Origin of the sequence: Staphylococcus sp. AtHG25 (assembly GCF_003217445.1) — a bacterium.
Lineage (GTDB): Bacteria > Bacillota > Bacilli > Staphylococcales > Staphylococcaceae > Staphylococcus > Staphylococcus haemolyticus.
In genome coordinates this window covers 242,068-261,473 of sequence record NZ_QJSN01000002.1, presented here as the reverse complement: position 1 = coordinate 261,473, position 19,406 = coordinate 242,068, and the positions used below count along the sequence as shown (strand labels likewise).

Annotated in this window: 19 protein-coding genes; 7 read left to right on the top strand and 12 right to left on the bottom strand. The window is 33.6% G+C overall.

Annotation, left to right across the window (positions count from 1 at the left end; all coding sequences use genetic code 11):
• Positions 1 to 223 precede the first annotated feature (223 nt).
• Both BDW31_RS02875 and BDW31_RS02870 read left to right on the top strand, forming a co-directional pair.
• The gene (locus tag BDW31_RS02875) at positions 224 to 1,543 is read left to right on the top strand and encodes a Na+/H+ antiporter family protein (RefSeq protein WP_037548983.1); all 1,320 of its coding nucleotides are present in this window, start codon (positions 224 to 226) and stop codon (positions 1,541 to 1,543) included.
• A gap of 22 nt (positions 1,544 to 1,565) precedes the next feature.
• A complete protein-coding gene (locus BDW31_RS02870; RefSeq protein ID WP_037548987.1) occupies positions 1,566 to 1,943 on the top strand; it encodes a PaaI family thioesterase in 378 nt (125 codons plus the stop codon).
• A gap of 204 nt (positions 1,944 to 2,147) precedes the next feature.
• On the opposite strand, the gene BDW31_RS02865 is transcribed toward BDW31_RS02870, so the two are convergent.
• The 9 genes from BDW31_RS02865 to kapB form a co-directional block, all read right to left on the bottom strand.
• Positions 2,148 to 3,314, bottom strand: a complete 1,167-nt coding sequence (locus tag BDW31_RS02865; protein ID WP_053024287.1) for an NAD(P)-binding domain-containing protein — start codon at positions 3,312 to 3,314, stop codon at positions 2,148 to 2,150.
• 187 nt (positions 3,315 to 3,501) lie between these two features.
• Positions 3,502 to 3,858 (bottom strand): Na+/H+ antiporter subunit G1, encoded by a 357-nt coding sequence (locus tag BDW31_RS02860; RefSeq protein ID WP_053024288.1) that lies wholly within the window; start codon positions 3,856 to 3,858, stop codon positions 3,502 to 3,504.
• Entirely contained in the window at positions 3,836 to 4,126 is a 291-nt protein-coding gene (locus BDW31_RS02855; protein ID WP_053024289.1) for a Na(+)/H(+) antiporter subunit F1, read from the bottom strand. Before BDW31_RS02855 ends, BDW31_RS02860 begins: the two co-directional genes overlap by 23 nt.
• The gene (locus BDW31_RS02850; protein ID WP_037548993.1) at positions 4,126 to 4,605 is read right to left on the bottom strand and encodes a Na+/H+ antiporter subunit E; all 480 of its coding nucleotides are present in this window, start codon (positions 4,603 to 4,605) and stop codon (positions 4,126 to 4,128) included. The genes BDW31_RS02855 and BDW31_RS02850 overlap by 1 nt, the downstream gene beginning before the upstream one ends.
• Positions 4,605 to 6,104, bottom strand: coding sequence for a Na+/H+ antiporter subunit D (locus tag BDW31_RS02845; protein WP_053024290.1), 1,500 nt, complete (start codon positions 6,102 to 6,104; stop codon positions 4,605 to 4,607). The genes BDW31_RS02850 and BDW31_RS02845 overlap by 1 nt, the downstream gene beginning before the upstream one ends.
• A complete protein-coding gene (gene mnhC1, locus BDW31_RS02840; protein ID WP_053024291.1) occupies positions 6,097 to 6,438 on the bottom strand; it encodes a Na+/H+ antiporter Mnh1 subunit C in 342 nt (113 codons plus the stop codon). Before mnhC1 ends, BDW31_RS02845 begins: the two co-directional genes overlap by 8 nt.
• Positions 6,438 to 6,866: a Na(+)/H(+) antiporter subunit B gene (locus tag BDW31_RS02835; protein WP_016931159.1), complete on the bottom strand. Its 429-nt coding sequence runs from the start codon at positions 6,864 to 6,866 to the stop codon at positions 6,438 to 6,440. Before BDW31_RS02835 ends, mnhC1 begins: the two co-directional genes overlap by 1 nt.
• Entirely contained in the window at positions 6,847 to 9,258 is a 2,412-nt protein-coding gene (locus BDW31_RS02830; RefSeq protein ID WP_037549001.1) for a Na+/H+ antiporter subunit A, read from the bottom strand. The genes BDW31_RS02835 and BDW31_RS02830 overlap by 20 nt, the downstream gene beginning before the upstream one ends.
• 133 nt (positions 9,259 to 9,391) lie before the next feature.
• A complete protein-coding gene (gene kapB / locus BDW31_RS02825) occupies positions 9,392 to 9,772 on the bottom strand; it encodes a sporulation phosphorelay system protein KapB (protein ID WP_037549004.1) in 381 nt (126 codons plus the stop codon).
• Between the two features lie 68 nt (positions 9,773 to 9,840).
• On the opposite strand from kapB, the gene BDW31_RS02820 reads away from it, so the two are divergent.
• The 5 genes from BDW31_RS02820 to BDW31_RS02800 all read left to right on the top strand — a co-directional run bounded on the left by BDW31_RS02820 (position 9,841) and on the right by BDW31_RS02800 (position 15,319).
• On the top strand, positions 9,841 to 10,437 hold the full coding sequence (locus tag BDW31_RS02820; RefSeq protein ID WP_037549008.1) for a peptidylprolyl isomerase: 597 nt from the start codon (positions 9,841 to 9,843) through the stop codon (positions 10,435 to 10,437).
• Positions 10,438 to 10,684: 247 nt separating this feature from the next.
• Positions 10,685 to 11,065, top strand: coding sequence for a S1 domain-containing post-transcriptional regulator Ygs (gene ygs / locus BDW31_RS02815; RefSeq protein ID WP_011276262.1), 381 nt, complete (start codon positions 10,685 to 10,687; stop codon positions 11,063 to 11,065).
• Positions 11,066 to 11,240: 175 nt separating this feature from the next.
• Positions 11,241 to 12,368, top strand: a complete 1,128-nt coding sequence (locus BDW31_RS02810) for an NADH-dependent flavin oxidoreductase (protein ID WP_037549011.1) — start codon at positions 11,241 to 11,243, stop codon at positions 12,366 to 12,368.
• Positions 12,369 to 12,776: 408 nt separating this feature from the next.
• A complete protein-coding gene (locus tag BDW31_RS02805) occupies positions 12,777 to 13,967 on the top strand; it encodes an ornithine--oxo-acid transaminase (protein WP_053024292.1) in 1,191 nt (396 codons plus the stop codon).
• Between the two features lie 107 nt (positions 13,968 to 14,074).
• Positions 14,075 to 15,319, top strand: a complete 1,245-nt coding sequence (locus tag BDW31_RS02800) for a Glu/Leu/Phe/Val family dehydrogenase (RefSeq protein WP_037549020.1) — start codon at positions 14,075 to 14,077, stop codon at positions 15,317 to 15,319.
• Positions 15,320 to 15,470: 151 nt separating this feature from the next.
• On the opposite strand, the gene BDW31_RS02795 is transcribed toward BDW31_RS02800, so the two are convergent.
• The 3 genes from BDW31_RS02795 to BDW31_RS02785 all read right to left on the bottom strand — a co-directional run bounded on the left by BDW31_RS02795 (position 15,471) and on the right by BDW31_RS02785 (position 19,198).
• Positions 15,471 to 16,433: a glycerophosphodiester phosphodiesterase gene (locus tag BDW31_RS02795; RefSeq protein WP_110709124.1), complete on the bottom strand. Its 963-nt coding sequence runs from the start codon at positions 16,431 to 16,433 to the stop codon at positions 15,471 to 15,473.
• A 187-nt stretch (positions 16,434 to 16,620) separates the two neighbouring features.
• Positions 16,621 to 18,003 (bottom strand): argininosuccinate lyase, encoded by a 1,383-nt coding sequence (gene argH, locus BDW31_RS02790; protein ID WP_011276257.1) that lies wholly within the window; start codon positions 18,001 to 18,003, stop codon positions 16,621 to 16,623.
• Positions 17,996 to 19,198: an argininosuccinate synthase gene (locus BDW31_RS02785; protein ID WP_110709123.1), complete on the bottom strand. Its 1,203-nt coding sequence runs from the start codon at positions 19,196 to 19,198 to the stop codon at positions 17,996 to 17,998. Before BDW31_RS02785 ends, argH begins: the two co-directional genes overlap by 8 nt.
• Positions 19,199 to 19,406 lie beyond the last annotated feature (208 nt).

The following is a 19,406-nucleotide window of genomic DNA, read 5'->3' as shown; positions in this document are numbered from 1 at the left end:
CCAACAATACGGAGTATTGTAAATAAAGAAGCCAGTAAATGAATTTGTTAAAACTCATTTACTGGCTATTTCTCTAGGGTTTATGTCCCAGACTCCCTTATTTAATAAGAATAATCTTATTAACTTAGAATGTAATTCTACATTGACAACGTATCAGCTACTTGGTATGATAAGGAACATATTAAATACTTTAGTTCGGTAGAGAGATAAAGGATGTGTTGTTATGTTTAATGCAGTTGTAATAGCCGTATTATTAATGATTGTTTTATGCTTATGTAGACTAAATGTAGTTATTAGTCTGTTCATTAGTGCATTAGTAGGCGGTCTCATTTCTGGAATGAGTGTTGAAAAGGTAATCAGTGTATTTGGAAAAAATATTGTAGACGGTTCCGAGGTAGCGCTAAGCTATGCATTATTGGGTGGATTTGCAGCATTGATTTCATATAGTGGTATTACAGATTATCTTGTAACTAAGATAATCCGCGCAATTCACTCTGAAAATAGCAGACTATCAAGAATAAAAGTAAAAATCATTATTATCATAGCTTTACTCGCGATGAGTATAATGAGTCAGAACCTTATACCGGTTCACATTGCTTTCATTCCAATAGTTATACCGCCACTATTAAGTCTGTTTAATGATTTAAAAATTGATAGAAGACTTATTGCTCTAGTCATCGGATTTGGTTTATGTTGGCCTTATGTCTTATTACCATATGGCTTTGGACAGATTTTCCACCAAATTATTCAAAGCGGTTTCCAAAAAGCACATCATCCTATCGAATTCAATATGATTTGGAAAGCCATGTTGATTCCTTCACTTGGTTATATAGTTGGTTTAATCTTGGGGATGTTTTATTATCGTAAACCACGAGAATATAAAACAGAAACTTATGTAGAAGATGAGAATACAATTAATGAAATTAAACCGTATGTACTCGTAGTTACAATAGTCGCTATATTAGCTACATTCTTAGTTCAAACTTTTACTGATTCAATGATTTTTGGTGCATTAGCAGGTGTACTCGTATTCTTTATTTCGGGTGTTTACAAATGGAGAGAATTGGATAGTCAATTTGTTGAAGGTATTAAAATCATGTCATTTATAGGTGTTGTTATTCTTTCAGCTAATGGTTTCGCAGGTGTCATGAATGCAACAGGAGATATCGAAACATTAGTATCAAGTTTGACTGACATTTCAAATGGTCACAAGTTATTAAGTATTGTCATCATGTACATTATTGGTTTAATTGTAACTTTAGGAATTGGTTCATCATTTGCAACGATTCCTATAATTGCGACATTATTTATTCCACTTGGTGCTTCACTCGGCTTAAGTACTATGGCTCTAATCGCTTTAGTAGGAACTGCGAGTGCTTTAGGTGATTCAGGATCTCCTGCAAGTGATTCTACGCTAGGGCCAACAGCTGGGTTAGATGTGGATGGACAGCATGATCATATTCGCGATACATGTATCCCGAATTTCTTATTCTATAACATACCTTTAATGGTATTTGGTACGATTGCAGCTATGATATTATAAGTGTAATGGGGTGAACAATTAAATGACTAACTTATTGGAAACGTTCGAAATGAAGATTGAAGAAACATCAGAGGGTAAAGTAGTAATTTCAATGCCTGTTACTGATAAAGTTAAACAACCATTTGGTTATTTGCATGGTGGTGCAACAATTGCTTTAGGTGAAACAGCGTGTTCATTAGGCGCTGCTAATCTAATCGATACGAATTCGTTCATACCACTAGGTTTAGAAATGAATGCTAACCATATTCATTCGGTTAAAGAAGGTCGTGTTATTGCTACAGCAACGATTATTCATAAAGGAAGTACAACTCAGGTTTGGAATATAGAAATAAAAAGTGAACAAGGCCAATTGATAAGTGTTATGAGAGGAACAATTGGAATTAAACTTTTAAAGCAATAAAATACCAAACGCTGCTTTAGTTCAATTAAGTATCGTTTTAAATATCCTAATTGTAAAAGTATTTGTCTAAGAAAGAACGCAGGCGTGGGACGATGGATTCATAAAGAATTCTGTCCTGCGCCTGCTTTTTTTATAAGAAATATACAAGAGATCGCATTTAAAAATAGTTTATAGTTGTTACGTTGACAATTACTTCTAATGAAATTATGCATGTTTTTGGATATGTTGAGCTGATAAACGTTTATAGGCCTGCGTAATTCTTTGAGCGGCTTCTCTTCCACCCATGATATTTCTAGCAAAAGGACCCAGTTCTAAATCTGCTAAACCACCTGACACAAACAATTGAGGTAACCACTCTAATTCAGAACTAATAGAAGGTAATCCACAATGTGCTAAAGGTGCACCTTCATTTTTAATTAATGATTGAATCATAGGCTGTTTTAATAGTGTTGGTTCAAAACCTGTTGCTAATAAAATGAAATCATACGGAAGAGACGCTTGTTCTGTATGAATTTGATGTTGGTCAACTGATAAAATATTGTCTTTGTGAATTACGAGTCGTCCAGATTGAATATGTTTCTTAAGTCGTAAATATAACTCTCTAGGCATTGAACCTTTATGTCTTTCGTGTTGAATGATAGACTGGCGTTCTAAAGAGGATTCAATATTTAAAAAGTGATTCATATTTTTAGGACCTAACCAACCTGGATCTGCATCGAAATGTTGGATATCAATGTCCTTATTCATCCATAAATGAATAACTTTATCATGAGATTGATTTATAAGTTTTAAAGTTAAATGGGCAGCAGAAATACCACTTCCTATAACGTGAGAACTGAGTCCATACATAGTTGTATTAAATGATTTATTGAAAATGTGGCACACATCATCAGCATCTTGATAAATATTAGGAATGTAGGGTTTATGCGTACATCCATTTGCTAATATAACGCAATCCGTGAGTATGACTTGATTATCATTTAATTGTATTTGCCATTGCCCATCTTTCTTTGCTAATGCTTCTACATAGCCTTGAATATGATTTTCATTTAAATCATAATGATGAACTTGTTCGTGAACATGATGCATAAACATGTCTGTTTGTGGACGTTGGTATTGACCATAAGTACCGTGTATATATTGTTGAACTTTAGCGAATTGTTTTAAATGGAATGGGTTAGGGTGGATGTGATGTACAATTGGTGAACGCAAATAGGGCATGCTGATACGATGAGAAAAATCATTAAATTGTTCACATAGTGAGACATAAGGGTCTATAATTGTTAATTTCTCTTTAGATAGCCCTAATTCTCTTAGTTGAATCGCAATTGTTGTACCTTGTAAACCGCCACCGATAATTGTCCAATGCATAATAACACTTCTTTCTTTTTAAAACGTAATAATTACGATTTATATTATCATAAATATGTAGACTAGACAATAAAAAATGAGCGGAGACAGAAATTATTTTGAATTCTGCCTCCACCCGCAATTGTGACTTGAGCTATATAAAGTTTGCTATAAGAACTTTTTCAATTTAGTCAGTTGCTTGTATTAGTTAAATCATTTTATCTTTAAATTCATTTTTTAGTTCATCGATTTTCGTATCTTTAGTATAAGGTGTTTTATTATTATAAGCTGCTCTCATTATTAAATGACTTGAAAGTGGGCCAGTTATAAGAATAAAAAGAATACCAAAGATTAATTGCATATTAATATATCCATCTGTAGCGATAAAGTATAAGAATGTGCCAAACAATAGGAAAATAGCACCTAAAGTTGCTGATTTGCCTGCAGCATGACCACGCGAATAAATATCTTTTAATCTTATAATGCCAATAGCAGTAACGGCACTTATAATAGCTCCTAAAATGACAAAGATAACTGCTAAACTAATGATGGTGTTCGTTATCACGTTCAATCACCTTACCTTTATCTATATATTTTGAGAAGACGGCTGTTCCTAAAAAGGCCAAAATACCAATTAATAAAATAGCAACGAGTAAATATTCTGAACCTATGAATATACTATATAACGCGATACACGCCATTAGTTGTAAACCGATTGCATCAAGCGCTAAAATTCTATCGGCTAATGTGGGACCTTTGATGATACGTACAAACATCGCTAACATTGATATTGCAACAACAATTAAAGCAATAATCATGATGATTTTTACCATTAGTCTTCGCCCACCTCTCTAACTACTCTCTCTAATGAAGATTTTATACCTTCAACTTCTTCTTCTTTAGTACTGAAATCTATAGAGTGAATATATATTTTTCTTCTATCATCACTAATACCTAATACGACTGTTCCTGGCGTCAATGTTATTAAATTAGATAATAAAACGATTTGCCAATCAGTTTTTAAATCAGTGTGATATACGAAGAAACCTGGTTCATTCTTAAGTTTAGGTTGTAGAACAATTTTTAAAACGTCGATATTAGCTTTTAATAATTCTACAAAAAATACAACCGCTAATTTTAATATCTTATAAATTTTTATGAAATAAAATCTTCCTGGTAATATTCTACTAAATAAATATACAAATCCGAGTCCTAGTATGAAACCGAGTAAGAGGTTATTTAATGTATAGCTACCACTTAAGAAAATCCAAATAAAAGCTAAGATAAAGTTTAAAATAATTTGAATAGCCATTATGATCTACCTCCCAAGACACTCTCAATATAGATGCTAGGATCGTAAAACGATTGAGCCGCCTCAGAAATTAATGGATATAATAAGTCAGCAGATAATCCAAATACGACTGTGATGACGACAGCAATTATTGAAATAGTAGTAGCGTGTTTAACGTTAACACTTTGAGTAGGCTCATAACCTTTAGGTTTCCCGAAAAAGCCTTTTAAGAAAATATGAATAACTGAATATAGCACAACTAAACTTGAAAGTAATACGATAATACCACTTACATAAAATCCTTTTTCAAAGGTTGCTTGTACAATGTAATATTTACCATAAAAACCACTTAGAGGCGGTATACCAGCGAGACTTAGCGCTGCGATGAAGAAAGTCCATCCTAGTACAGGGTAGTGTTTAATTAAACCGCCAAAGTCTTTAAGACTTGTAGATTTCGTAATTTGATACATCACACCTATAAGTAAAAATAGGGCAGTTTTGACTAACATGTCATGAATTGTGTAGTAAATCGCACCTATAATACCTGCTTCATTCATCATTGCTACGCCAACTAAGATAACTCCGACTGCAATCATGATATTATAAATAATAATTTTTTTAGTGTCATCGTATGCAATCGCACCTACCGAACCAAAAATGATCGTTAATAACGCTAAGAATAAAATTGTATAGTGCGAGAAACTCATTGTGTTGTGGAAGAACAAGCTCAAAGTTCTTAAAATCGCATATACGCCTACTTTTGTTAGTAGGGCACCAAAAAATGCAATGATTGCAAATGGTGGTGCATAATATGAACCTGGCAACCATACGTACATAGGGAAAGCACCGGCTTTAGTTGCGAACACGAAGATAAATAAAATAAAGACTATACTTAAGAGTCCGCTATGTGTGTTAGACAATGTAGATAACTTTTCACTAATATCTGCCATGTTTAACGTACCAACGATGGAATATAAAATCGCTACTGCAATTACAAAGAATGTTGAGGTAACTATATTAACTAATAAGTATTTGACAGTTTCACGTAATTGAATTTGAGTGCCACCTAGTACAAGTAGTGCGTAAGATGACATTAGGAAGACTTCGAAAAATACAAATAAGTTAAATATATCTCCAGTTGTAAATGCACCTATAATTCCTACTAACATAAATGTGATAGAGAAGTGATAATAATAACGTTCTCTATCAATTCCTGCTGTGGTACTTGAAAATGCAGTAATTAAAATGGTGATAATGATACTCGTCACAATCAACATTGCACTAAAACTATCTAGTAAAAAGATAATGCCATAAGGTGCAGGCCAAGAACCCAATTCTACTTTAAGTGGACCATTGACATATACATTTCTTAAATTGATTATTGCCACAATTAGTGTCAGGACTAGACCAGTTAAAGTGATATATCGTTTCGCACGATAACGTTGTCCTAAAAAGACCAATATAATTGCTGTAAAGATAGGTACGACTAATGAAAGGACGACTAAGTTATTTTCAATCATCATCTAACACTCCTTTCATTCTTTCTACGTTGTCAGTACCTAATTCTTTGTATGTTCTAAATGCTAAGACTAAGAAAAAGGCAGTTGTCGCAAAAGCGATAACGATTGCCGTTAGTATTAATGCATGGGGGATAGGATCGACATATTGACTAATATTTTTTTCATAGATTGGCATTTTGCCATGTTTCAATCCACCCATAGTAATTAAAAATAAATTTGATGCATGTGTAATTAAAGTTGTCCCCATAACAATTCGTATCAAACTTTTAGATAAAACGAGATAGACACTAATTGAAGCGAGGATGCCACATACAAATATCATGATTATTTCCACTATTCGCTCTCTCCAATCGTTATAATAATTGTCATAATCGTTCCAACTACTGCGCAAAGAACTCCGAAATCAAAGAACATCGGTGTGTTCATATGAACAGGTTGAAGTAGGGGCAACGGTATATTAAATTCCGTGTGTGTGAAAAAGTTTTCACCATAGAACCAACTCGCTAATGGAGTACCAACACAGAATAATAAGCCAATTCCAATTAAAATTTTAAAATCCCACGGGAATACCTTTTCCATCGTTTTAATATCAAACGCAATTGCGATGATAGTTAGTGCACATGATAATAGTAGGCCACCTACGAAGCCACCACCAGGTGTATAATGTCCTGCAAAGAATAAAGTGACCCCAAACAAGGCGATTAGAAAGGCGATAATAACAGCAGCATATTGAAACATTAAATTATTGTTCTGTCTGTTCATCACTTTTCACCTCACTTGATTGATGTTTACGACGCAACTTAATCATTGTATACACACCTAAACCGGCAATACCTAATACAGATGATTCAAATAAAGTATCCATACCACGGAAGTCAACAAGTATGACATTTACCATGTTCTTACCGTGAGCTAAATCATAAACATGTGCTTTATAGTATTCTCCAATAGATGTAAAATGTCTGTTTCCGTAAGCAATTAAACCTAAGATAATGACAACAAGTCCGACACCAATTGAAATAAGTGCGTTCGTTAATTTAAATGATCGTGTTTCATTATAACGATTTAAATTAGGTAAATGATAGAAACATAATAAGAATAACGCTGTAGAAATCGATTCTACTACGAACTGTGTTAAGGCAAGGTCTGGTGCTTTGAAAAATACAAATAACACAGATACTGAATAACCGACCACACTTAGCATGATAACGCTAAATAAACGTGATTTAGCAATAACAACCATAAATGCTGCGATAATTAATAATATTAAAATTGCAATTTCATAAATATGAATATTATTTATATCTTTAAAATTAAAGTCAAAAGGAACACTTAGTAACGTCACAATCGTAACGACAATAAGCATACCGAATATAATGACTAAGCTATCTCTAACATAACCATTTACATAACTATTCGTCATATTCGCTGAATAATTAGGCAAGTATTTTCCAGTAGAATCGTACCAATGATTTAATGTTAGACGTGTTGGCTGAGCGTGTAAGAGTCGTATCCAATAACTAAATGTTAGTAATAAAAGAATACCCAATATCCAAATAATTAATGTTGAAATAAATGCAGGAGTAATACCATGGAATAAATGAAATTCCGCATTAACATTACTCATACCACTAATCGCAGTAGTCGCTGGATCTACAATAGATTGCGTTAATAATCCTGGGAATAACCCAAAGACAACAACGAGTACTGCTAAAATGATTGGAGATAATAACATCAATATTGAAGCCTCATGTGCTTTTTTAGGTAAAGCATTAGGTTGATGTTTACCAAAGAAAATATACATAATAAATTTAATTGAATATACAAACGTAAATATACTACCCACAATAGCTAAAATAGGAAAAACAATACCTAATGTATCTAAACTGAAAACATTAGCGTGAGAAATCTCAATCATGGCTTCAAGAAATTTTTCTTTAGAAAGGAAGCCGTTAAACGGTGGAATACCTGCCATACTTAATGCTGTAATAACAGTAATTGTAAATGAAATAGGCATAATCGTTAGTAAACCACCAAGTTTTTTAACATCTCTTGTGCCTGTAACATGATCTACAGCACCTGTAATCATGAATAACGCACCTTTAAATGTGGCGTGATTCACTAGATGAAACACTGCTGCAGTAAATCCGGCAATGTACAATTGGCTTTGACTTCCCTCGAAATGATAACTTACGGCACCAATACCTAACATCGACATAATCATGCCAAGTTGAGATACTGTTGAGAATGCGAGTATACCTTTCAAATCTTGTTGTTTTGTTGCATTTAAAGATGCCCAGAAAAGTGTGATTAGACCAACTAAAGTAATTGTCCAAATCCATCCTTGTGATATCGCAAAAAGCGGTGTAACACGTGCAACTAAATATAATCCTGCTTTCACCATTGTTGCCGAGTGTAGATATGCACTGACTGGGGTAGGTGCTTCCATAGCGTCAGGCAACCAAATATAAAATGGAACTTGTGCAGATTTAGTAAATGCACCCAACATAATAAGTACCATTGCGAAGATAAAGAATGGACTATGTTGAATCTCAGATGCATTAGCAATTAGCTCGTGTAAGCTAAGTGAATCACCTGCTAGAGAAATTAAAATGAATCCCCCTAATAAACTTAATCCACCAAATACGGTAATGATTAATGATTTCTGTGCACCATAAATAGATGCCTTTTTTTCTCTCCAGAAAGAGATAAGTAAAAAACTTGAAAATGAAGTCAATTCCCAAAATAGATATAAAATAATTAAATTGTCTGAAAGGACAACGCCTAACATTGCACCCATAAATAGTAATAAATAACAATAAAAATTACCAAGCTGTTCAGATTTACTTAAGTAACCAATGGAATATAAAACCACTAACGATCCTATACCTGTTATAAGTAAACTGAATAAAATGCTTAAGCCGTCAAGATATAAATCAAAATTCATACCTATATGTGGCATCCAGTTTAATGTTTTTATTACTGTATTACCTGACTGAGTAGTCGAAATAAGAGATAAGAAATAGATAAATAAGACAACAGGAATAGGTAATACAAACCAACCTAAATGAATCTTTTTAAAGAATCGATATAGAATTGGAATAATGAGTGCAAATATTAACGGTAAAATGACCGCAATATGTAACAAACTCACTATGTTATCCTCCTTAAAAAATATTTATGCAATATATTATACATGAATCATATTGTTCTGAAAAACGACGAAAACGCATATGAGTAGTGATTTTTCAGAACTTGTTAAATAAGAAGAAACACGTTCAAATGACCTATAAAAATTTTTGTTTATATTGAATGGAATAGTCATTTTTTAAATTTTCAAGATTGTTTAAGGCTAGTTTTGCAAATTCAGTATTTTGCTGTTTTAAATCATTTTCCATTTTTGTAATAGCTTGTTGAAGTGACGCTTCATAAGTCATTTCCTCAACAGTAAACTCACGCAATTGTGAACGCGTTGCATAACGTTTCTCATAATGACTTAGAGCACGTCTTTCATGGAAAAAGACACCTTCAGTTTGTCCTGGGTTATGTAAATCACCTTGTTTTGGATGTTTAATCACTTGCTCAACTTGAACTAGAACTTGGTCGTCATTCTCCTCTTTAATTGTAACGCCGTAAGCGCCAGTCTTATGTGAGAATCGGTATAACATGCTATATTACTTCCTTTCAAATGTGTTAAGATGTATCTATATCATCATAACATGAATGGAGAATTGAAATGACTAACTATCCACAACTAAACAAAGAAATAAAAGACAATGAAATTAAAGTTGTTATGCATACAAATAAAGGCGATATGACATTTAAGTTGTTCCCAGATATCGCGCCGAAAACTGTTGAAAATTTTGTGACACACGCTAAAAATGGTTATTATGACGGTATTACTTTCCACCGTGTTATTAATGACTTCATGATTCAAGGAGGAGATCCTACAGCAACTGGTATGGGTGGTGAAAGTATTTATGGAGGTTCTTTTGAAGATGAATTCTCTTTAGAGGCTTTTAACTTATATGGTGCGCTTTCAATGGCAAATGCAGGACCAAACACAAATGGTTCTCAATTCTTTGTTGTTCAAATGAAAGAAGTTCCAGAATCTATGGTTAACCAATTAGTAGATGGTGGCTGGCCTGAACCGATTGCCAAAGCATATGCGGATAATGGTGGCACGCCTTGGTTAGATCAAAAACACACTGTGTTCGGACAACTAATTGAAGGCGAAGCAACTTTAGAAGATATTGCAAATACTAAAGTAGGTGCACAAGATAAACCTGTACATGATGTAGTTATTGAATCTATTGATGTAGAAGATAAATAATAATTGATTATGAACAAATCTTACGAATCGACGGTTGATGTCGATTCGTTTTTTTATGGTTTAAACATTCAATTCAATTGCAATTTTTAAAACGATAACCTTAAATGCGAACGTTAATTTAGTATTTGTCGGAAGGGTTATTATATTTTTGAAAAAATGTGGATTTTTATTGGTTTATAGTTAGTCCAAGTTTGTGATTTATGCTATTATAATTATGTTAAGTAAATCGAAGTAAGGGGTTATCAAGTTGAATAATCACTATAAAGAAGGTCAGCATATTAAAGTGCGTGTGACTGGAATTCAACCGTATGGCGCTTTTGTTGAGACCCCTGACCATACTGAAGGACTTATCCATATTTCTGAAATTATGGATGATTATGTCCACAACTTAAAAAAATTTCTATCAGAAGGACAAATCGTTAAAGCAAAAATTTTATCAATTGATGATGAAGGAAAACTAAATTTGTCTCTTAAAGATAATGATTACTTTAAGAATTATGAACGAAAAAAAGAAAAGCAGTCAGTATTAGATGAAATTAAAGAAACAGAAAAGTATGGGTTTCAAACACTTGAAGAACGCCTACCGGTCTGGATTAAACAGTCTAAACGTGCGATTCGTAATAATTGATTGACTGTTAACACGCTAAGCTAACGTTATATTTTAATATAGCGTTAGCTTTTTTATGCGTTTGATTATAAAAAAGTGACACATATATATGCATATACAGTCAAGCAGAATATTGGAGGAGCTTTAATTCTGTGTGCTATAGTCTAGTCATAATTAAAAAGGAAAGGACTTACCTATGAATAAAAAATATGAAAAATTATTTGAAACCATAACTTTGCCAAATGGGGTTGAATTAAAAAATCGTTTTGTATTGGCTCCATTAACGCATACTTCATCTAATGATGATGGTACAATTTCTGATGTGGAAATACCGTATATTGAAAAGCGCTCTAAAGATGTTGGTCTAGCTATCAATGCTGCAAGTAATGTTAACGATATTGGTAAAGCTTTTCCGGGACAACCTTCTGTTGCGCATGATTCAGATATAGAAGGACTCAAGCGTTTAGCACAAGCTATGAAGAAGAATGGTGCTAAAGCTTTAGTTCAAATTCATCATGGTGGCGCACAAGCATTAGCTAATTTAACACCGAATGGAGATGTTGTTGCACCAAGTCCTATCACTTTAAAAAGCTTCGGACAACAACATGAACATGATGCTAGAGAAATTACGCCTGAAGAAATTGAACAAACAATTAAAGATTTCGGTGAAGCGACGCGTCGAGTAATTGAAGCTGGGTTTGATGGCGTAGAAATTCATGGTGCTAATCACTATTTAATTCACCAATTTGTATCTCCATATTATAATAGAAGAAATGATGAATGGTCTGATCACATGAAGTTTCCAACTGCTGTTATAGATGAAGTATTAAAGGCTAAATCAAAATATGCGAGCGATGATTTCATAATAGGGTATCGACTTTCTCCTGAAGAAGCTGAATCACCAGGTATTTCAATGGAAATTACCGAACAATTAATTAATACAATTACTGAAAAATCAATTGATTATGTTCATATATCTCTTGGAGATATTCATTCAACTACAAGAGAAGGTAAGTATGCAGGACAAGAGCGATTGAAATTAATTCACCAATGGGTGGATGGTCGTATCCCAGTTATTGGTATAGGATCTGTATTTACAGCTGATGACGCATTAGACGCTATTAAATCAACAGGTGTTGAACTCGTAGCACTTGGTCGTGAAATATTATTAGATTATAATTTCATCAGCAAAATTCAGGAAGGAAAAGAAGACGAAATTTTATCAGAATTTGACCCTCATCGTGAAGATAAGCATGAATTACCACCTAATTTGTGGAAACAATTTAACCAAGGTTTTTATCCGTTACCTCGTAAAGATAAATAGTATTAATGAGTGAATAAATGTTAAACTTTGCGGTTAGTTTTAATCTAGTTAAAAAGAAGATGTTCAAAATATCTTTATAAATTTAATTTGATAAATGTAGATGAATTTAGAGTTTATAATAGATTATGGCAATCATTCTTGTCATAATCTTTTTTATGTAAATACCAAAGGAATTTTAATTCATTTTATTTATCGGAAAATTTTTAATATTTTGCTTGTAAAAATATTGATAGGTATGTCATTATATCTGTAAGGGCTTTCATTTAGAAACGAAGGGCATATTTGATGTAACAATGAGTCATTTAATGCTCTTATTAATTTTGCAAATATACTTCTTTGTAAATGACATCGAAAGCCGTATTCGTATGGCCATTAGTTTTAATATAAATTAAGCAAAGGGGAGATATTATGACTAAGTCAGAACAAATCATTGAATTAACAAACCATTATGGAGCTCAAAACTACGTACCACTACCAATCGTTGTTGCAGAAGCGGAAGGTATTTGGGTAACTGATCCAGAAGGTAATAAATATATGGATATGCTTTCAGCTTATTCAGCTGTTAACCAAGGACACCGTCATCCTAAAATTATTCAAGCACTTAAAGATCAAGCTGACAAAGTAACTTTGGTTTCTCGTGCTTTTCATAGTGATAATTTAGGTGAATGGTATCAAAAAGTTTGTAAATTATCAGGTAAAGATAAAGCACTACCAATGAATACCGGTGCGGAAGCAGTTGAAACTGCATTGAAAGCTGCACGTCGTTGGGCATATGATGTAAAAGGTCTTGAACCAGATAAAGCTGAAATTATCGCATTTAATGGTAACTTCCATGGTCGTACTATGGCGCCAGTATCTTTATCATCAGAAGCTGAGTACCAACGTGGTTATGGTCCGTTATTAGATGGTTTCCGCAAAGTAGATTTCGGCGATGTTGATAAATTAAAAGAAGCTATTAATGAGAATACAGCTGCTATTTTAGTTGAACCGATTCAAGGTGAGGCAGGTATTAATATCCCACCTGAAGGTTATTTAAAAGCTATCAGAGAATTATGTGATGAACATAATATTTTATTTATTGCCGATGAAATTCAAGCTGGTTTAGGACGTTCTGGTAAATTATTTGCGACTGATTGGGATAATGTTAAACCTGATGTTTATATTTTAGGAAAAGCGCTTGGTGGCGGCGTACTACCTATTTCTGTAGTCTTAGCTGACAACGAAGTACTGGATGTATTTACACCTGGTTCACATGGTTCTACGTTTGGTGGTAATCCATTAGCTTGTGGCGTTTCAATCGCTGCGTTAGATGTCATATTAGATGAAGATTTACCTGGCCGTTCACATGAATTAGGGGAATACTTTAAATCTGAATTACAAAAAATTAATCACCCAGCTATTAAAGAAGTACGTGGTCGTGGTCTCTTTATTGGTGTTGAATTACATGAAAGTGCTAGACCTTTCTGTGAAGCATTAAAAGAAAAAGGACTATTATGTAAAGAAACTCATGATACGGTGATTCGATTTGCTCCACCTTTAGTTATTTCTAAAGAAGAATTAGATGATGCATTAGATAGAATCAGAAGCGTGTTTAATTAAGTTCATAAAGTTGTAACATTCATTTTGAAAACCCTTTAAAAAGCAAAGACATGTGTTACAATATGTATGAAAGCGAAATCATTTGTTAAAAAGAGGCGAAAGTGATCATGACTGAGAATAATAATTTAGTGACTTCGACACAAAGTATCATTAAAGAAGCTTTACACAAATTGGGATTTGACGATGGTATGTATGATTTAATCAAAGAACCATTAAGATTTTTACAAGTTCGTATCCCAGTACGCATGGATGACGGTACTGTTAAAACATTTACAGGTTATCGTGCTCAACATAACGATGCTGTTGGTCCAACTAAAGGTGGGGTCCGTTTCCACCCTGAAGTAGATGAAGAAGAAGTTAAAGCATTATCTATGTGGATGACTTTGAAATGCGGTATTGTTAATTTACCATACGGTGGTGGTAAAGGTGGTATCGTATGTGACCCACGTCAAATGAGTATTCATGAAGTTGAACGTTTATCTCGTGGATATGTACGTGCAATTTCTCAATTCGTTGGTCCTACTAAAGATATTCCAGCACCAGACGTATTTACTAACTCTCAAATTATGGCTTGGATGATGGATGAATATAGTGCTTTGGATAAATTTAACTCACCTGGTTTTATTACAGGTAAACCTATCGTATTAGGTGGTTCACAAGGACGCGATCGTTCAACTGCATTGGGCGTAGTGATTGCTATTGAACAAGCAGCTAAACGTCGTGGTAAGGAAATCAAAGGTTCTCGCGTAGTTATCCAAGGATTTGGTAATGCAGGTAGTTTCTTAGCTAAATTCTTATATGACATGGGTGCAAAAGTCGTAGGTATTTCTGATGCTTATGGTGCATTACATGATCCAGAAGGTTTAGATATCGATTATTTATTAGATCGTCGTGATAGTTTCGGTACAGTTACAAACTTATTCGATAACACAATTTCTAACAAAGAATTGTTCGAGTTAGATTGTGACATTCTAGTACCAGCTGCGATTTCTAATCAAATCACTGAAGATAATGCGAATGATATTAAAGCCGATATTGTTGTTGAAGCGGCAAATGGACCTACTACACCTGAAGCTACACGAATTTTAACTGAACGCGGTATCTTATTGGTACCAGACGTACTAGCAAGTGCTGGTGGTGTAACAGTTTCATACTTCGAATGGGTGCAAAATAACCAAGGTTATTATTGGTCTGAAGAGGAAGTTAACGATAAATTACGTGAAAAATTAATAGATGCTTTTGATTCAATCTACGAATTAGCACAAAATAGAAAAATTGACATGAGACTAGCAGCTTATATTATAGGTATTAAACGTACTGCAGAAGCAGCTCGCTACCGTGGTTGGGCATAAACCGATATATAAACATAAATAAACGCTATAGCTTGTTATGGGAATGAAACAAGTTATAGCGTTTTTGTTTTGATTCAAGAGCCTGAGACTTACATTATATAATGATGCTATTTTGCAAATTCGCAGTAGGTGAATGTATTAAAATTTTTACTTACTTTTGTGAACTTATTGCTTTATATTGATCAGCATAATTCGTAAACACACCATCAACACCGTATTGGTTCAAGCGCTGCATATCGGCAGTTTTATTCACGGTAAATGGATGTACGAGGAAACCTAAATCTTTTAAATGAGCTGTATTTTGTGCATTTAAATCACTATATTCGGGACCGACGCCAATTGCATAAGAATGAATACGTTGTAAATCTGTTTCACTTTGTTGAGCTAATTCACCTTTGTCCAATAGGCGTATTAATGGCACATTTGAATTTAATTGATGCATTTTTAATAAGCTAGCTTCTGAAAATGATTGTACCAGGACATGTCCATTTTCTAGAGAATTTGAAGTAAGCATGTTATGTCGATTTAGTGTGTTTAGCAGTTGCTGTTCCATACCTGGATACACATCAGGTTGCTTAGTTTCAATATAATAATTGGCATTTGTACCATAACGTGATAATATCTCGTCTAACGTTGGCACTGTAGCCCCTTTATAACTATCTTTGGTTAATTGAGGATTTTGTTCATTAAATGATGAACCTGCATCTAATTTCTTTAATTCAGCTAATGTATAGTCCTCGACACGTCCTGAGCCGTTTGTTGTACGATCAATTGTTTCGTCATGCATTGCAACTAAATGACCATCTTTAGTGCGTTGTAAATCTATTTCAATATATGAGGCACCTAATTCATTATGACTTTTATCGTACGCTGCAAAAGTATGCTCTGGTGCATAGCCACTAGCACCACGATGTGCAATAGTAGTATGGCGCTCTCCTGTTAAATTTCTTGACCAATTAGTATGATTGTTTTGAGTTTTAGATGCATTAGTTAGATTCGTAGTTGCAGTGTTTGATGATTCACCACCACTTGCTTCAACGGGCGTATGTATAATCGCTAGACTCAAACTAGCTACTGTTAAACATGAAATGATACCTTTATTACTTGCTTTCAACAAACTCATCCTTTCATAGTTAAATGTATAATTAAAATCTATCCGAGCAATTTTGTGTAAGAAAGTGAATTTGCAGAAGCTTTAAATAACTATTATATACTTAATGTTAACTCAATATATTTAACAAAAAGGTTGGGAATGGATAGAATTCATTCAGAATTCGTTGGCCCATACCCAACCTCTAAAATTAATCGTTATTTAATAATTTTTCAGCAACTTTAAGTTGATGACGTACTGCGTCTTGGCCTGTTGAACCATAACTTTTTCTTCGGCTAAGACAGTTTTCCGGTTTAAGATAATCATAAACATCTTGATCAATATTTGAATTTAATTCTTTGTAACGTTCAAGAGGTACATCTAATAAATAGATACCTTGTTGAATGCACTCAAAGACAATTTTACCAACAATTTCATGTGCTTTTCTAAATGGTACATCTTTAGCTACTAAATAATCAGCTAATTCCGTTGCATTTGAAAAGTCTTGATGCACAGTTTCGTTTAAACGGTCTGTATTAACGGTCATTGTATCTAACATACCTTCAAAAATTCGTAGTGAACCTTTTATAGTACGTACTGAATCAAATAAACCTTCTTTATCTTCTTGTAAGTCTTTATTATATGCAAGTGGTAACCCTTTTAATGTTACAAGCATGCTCATTAAATGTCCTGTAGCACGTCCTACTTTACCACGAATAAGTTCTGCCATATCTGGATTCTTCTTCTGAGGCATAATAGATGAACCTGTAGAGAAAGCATCAGATAGGGTAATGAATTTCGCCTCATCCGTAGACCAAAAAATAATTTCTTCAGCAAAACGTGATAAATGAATCATAGTTAATGAAATATTATGCAAAGTTTCAATAATGTAATCACGATCACTCACTGCATCTAAACTATTCTCATAAACTGAACTAAATTCTAATAATTGTTGCGTTTCGTGTCTATCGATAGGGTGTGTTGTACCACTTAATGCAGCTGCACCCAATGGTGAAATATCAATACGTTTCATACTATCAACGAAACGTGAATAGTCTCTTTCTAGCATCCAGAAATATGTCATAACATGGTGTGCAAAAGAAATCGGTTGAGCACGTTGTAAGTGTGTATATCCTGGCATGATTGTATCCACATGTGATTGAGCTAGTTTAAGAATGGATGTTTGGAATGAACGAATAAGGTCTTGAATTTCAAGTACTTCTTTTTTTACGTATAAATGCAAGTCAGTAGCCACTTGGTCATTTCTACTACGACCTGTATGCAACTTACCTCCAGCGTCACCGACACGTTGAATGAGTTCATGTTCAATGTTTAAATGAATATCTTCAAGCGATTTTTTAAACGCAAGCTTCCCATTATGAAAGTCTTGTTGAATCTCTTTTAAGCCATTAATGATTGCGTCTTTATCATCTTGTGAAATGATATTTTGATTAGCTAACATGGTAGCATGTGCAATACTACCTTGGACATCTTCATCCAACAATGTTTGGTCGAAATCTATGGAAGCATTAAATTCATCTACCCAATCTTCCGGCTGTTGTTGAAAACGGCCACCCCATGCTTTACTACTCATTACTATAACCTCCATGAAGATATGCATTTACTTGAGTAGGTAAACCATAAATATCGATGAAACCTACTGCTGCTGATTGATTGAATGCATCTTCTTTAGTGTATGTTGCTAATTTTTCATCATATAGCGTGTATGGAGATTTTCTTCCATTAACAATGGCATTACCTTTAAATAATTTAATTCTAACATCACCTTCAACATATTGTTGCGTGCTATCAATGAATAATTTTAAGCTATCAGTTAATGGTGAGAACCATAAACCATTATAAGTTTGTTCAGCAAATTGTTTTTCAATCACTGGTTTGAAATGAGCTACATCTTTAGTTAACGTTAATGTTTCAAGTGCTTTATGTGCTTTTAATATTACTTCTGCACCAGGAGTTTCATATATTTCACGAGATTTAATACCAACTAGACGATTTTCTACATGGTCGATACGTCCAATTCCGTGTTTTCCAGCTAGTTCATTCAAAGTTAATATTAATTGATCTAAGTCATAATCTTGATGATTTAATTGAATTGGAACACCGTTTTTAAATGAAAGGATAATTTCATCAGGTGTATCTGGTGTATCATCTAACTCTGCAGTCAAATCATAAGCGTCCTTTGGAGGGGCAGCATACGGATCTTCTAAAATACCACACTCATTTGCTCTACCCCATAAGTTTTGATCAATTGAATAAGGAGAATCGTGATTGATGCCAACGGGGATATTGTGTTTAATGGCATAATCAATTTCTTCTTCACGACTCCAACCCCATTCTCTTACTGGCGCAAATGCTTTTAGGTTAGGGTTTAATGCTTTAATAGCAACTTCGAAACGAACTTGGTCATTACCTTTACCAGTACAACCATGCGCGATACCGACAGAATTAGTTTGTTCAGCAATCTCAACTAATTTCTTTGCGATTAGTGGACGAGATAAAGCTGAAACGAGTGGATAACTATTTTCATACATTAAGTTACCTTTGATTGCATAACTTACAAAGTCATCACTAAATTCTTTAGTAGCATCAATAATATGACACTCAACTGCACCCATATCTAGTGCTTTAGAATATACAACATCTAAATCTTTACCTTCACCAACATCTAAACATACAGCTACGACATCATAGCCTTTATCTATAAGCCATTTAACGGCTACACTTGTATCTAATCCACCTGAATATGCTAATACGATTTTCTCTTTCATTAAAATTCACCTCATAATTTTTCTGAAAATTGATATAAATTTATACTAACAGATATCAAATGAAAATAAAACCATTTTTTTACATAAATATACAAAAATTTGAAAATGCCTTTGTCATCAACATCTCAATTGTATTAAAGGATAAGTTACAGATTAATATAGAATTATAAGTATTATTTTATTTAGAAATTATTCATTTTAAAATTAT

Excerpts from the sequence above, each read along its gene's own strand:
- BDW31_RS02875 (WP_037548983.1), top strand. The coding sequence starts at position 224 with ATGTTTAATGCAGTTGTAATAGCCGTATTATTAATGATTGTTTTATGC.
- BDW31_RS02870 (WP_037548987.1), top strand. The coding sequence starts at position 1,566 with ATGACTAACTTATTGGAAACGTTCGAAATGAAGATTGAAGAAACATCA.
- BDW31_RS02865 (WP_053024287.1), bottom strand. The coding sequence starts at position 3,314 with ATGCATTGGACAATTATCGGTGGCGGTTTACAAGGTACAACAATTGCG.
- BDW31_RS02855 (WP_053024289.1), bottom strand. The coding sequence starts at position 4,126 with ATGGTAAAAATCATCATGATTATTGCTTTAATTGTTGTTGCAATATCA.
- BDW31_RS02850 (WP_037548993.1), bottom strand. The coding sequence starts at position 4,605 with ATGGCTATTCAAATTATTTTAAACTTTATCTTAGCTTTTATTTGGATT.
- BDW31_RS02845 (WP_053024290.1), bottom strand. The coding sequence starts at position 6,104 with ATGATTGAAAATAACTTAGTCGTCCTTTCATTAGTCGTACCTATCTTT.
- BDW31_RS02835 (WP_016931159.1), bottom strand. The coding sequence starts at position 6,866 with ATGAACAGACAGAACAATAATTTAATGTTTCAATATGCTGCTGTTATT.
- kapB (WP_037549004.1), bottom strand. The coding sequence starts at position 9,772 with ATGTTATACCGATTCTCACATAAGACTGGCGCTTACGGCGTTACAATT.
- BDW31_RS02820 (WP_037549008.1), top strand. The coding sequence starts at position 9,841 with ATGACTAACTATCCACAACTAAACAAAGAAATAAAAGACAATGAAATT.
- BDW31_RS02810 (WP_037549011.1), top strand. The coding sequence starts at position 11,241 with ATGAATAAAAAATATGAAAAATTATTTGAAACCATAACTTTGCCAAAT.
- BDW31_RS02805 (WP_053024292.1), top strand. The coding sequence starts at position 12,777 with ATGACTAAGTCAGAACAAATCATTGAATTAACAAACCATTATGGAGCT.
- BDW31_RS02800 (WP_037549020.1), top strand. The coding sequence starts at position 14,075 with ATGACTGAGAATAATAATTTAGTGACTTCGACACAAAGTATCATTAAA.
- argH (WP_011276257.1), bottom strand. The coding sequence starts at position 18,003 with ATGAGTAGTAAAGCATGGGGTGGCCGTTTTCAACAACAGCCGGAAGAT.
- BDW31_RS02785 (WP_110709123.1), bottom strand. The coding sequence starts at position 19,198 with ATGAAAGAGAAAATCGTATTAGCATATTCAGGTGGATTAGATACAAGT.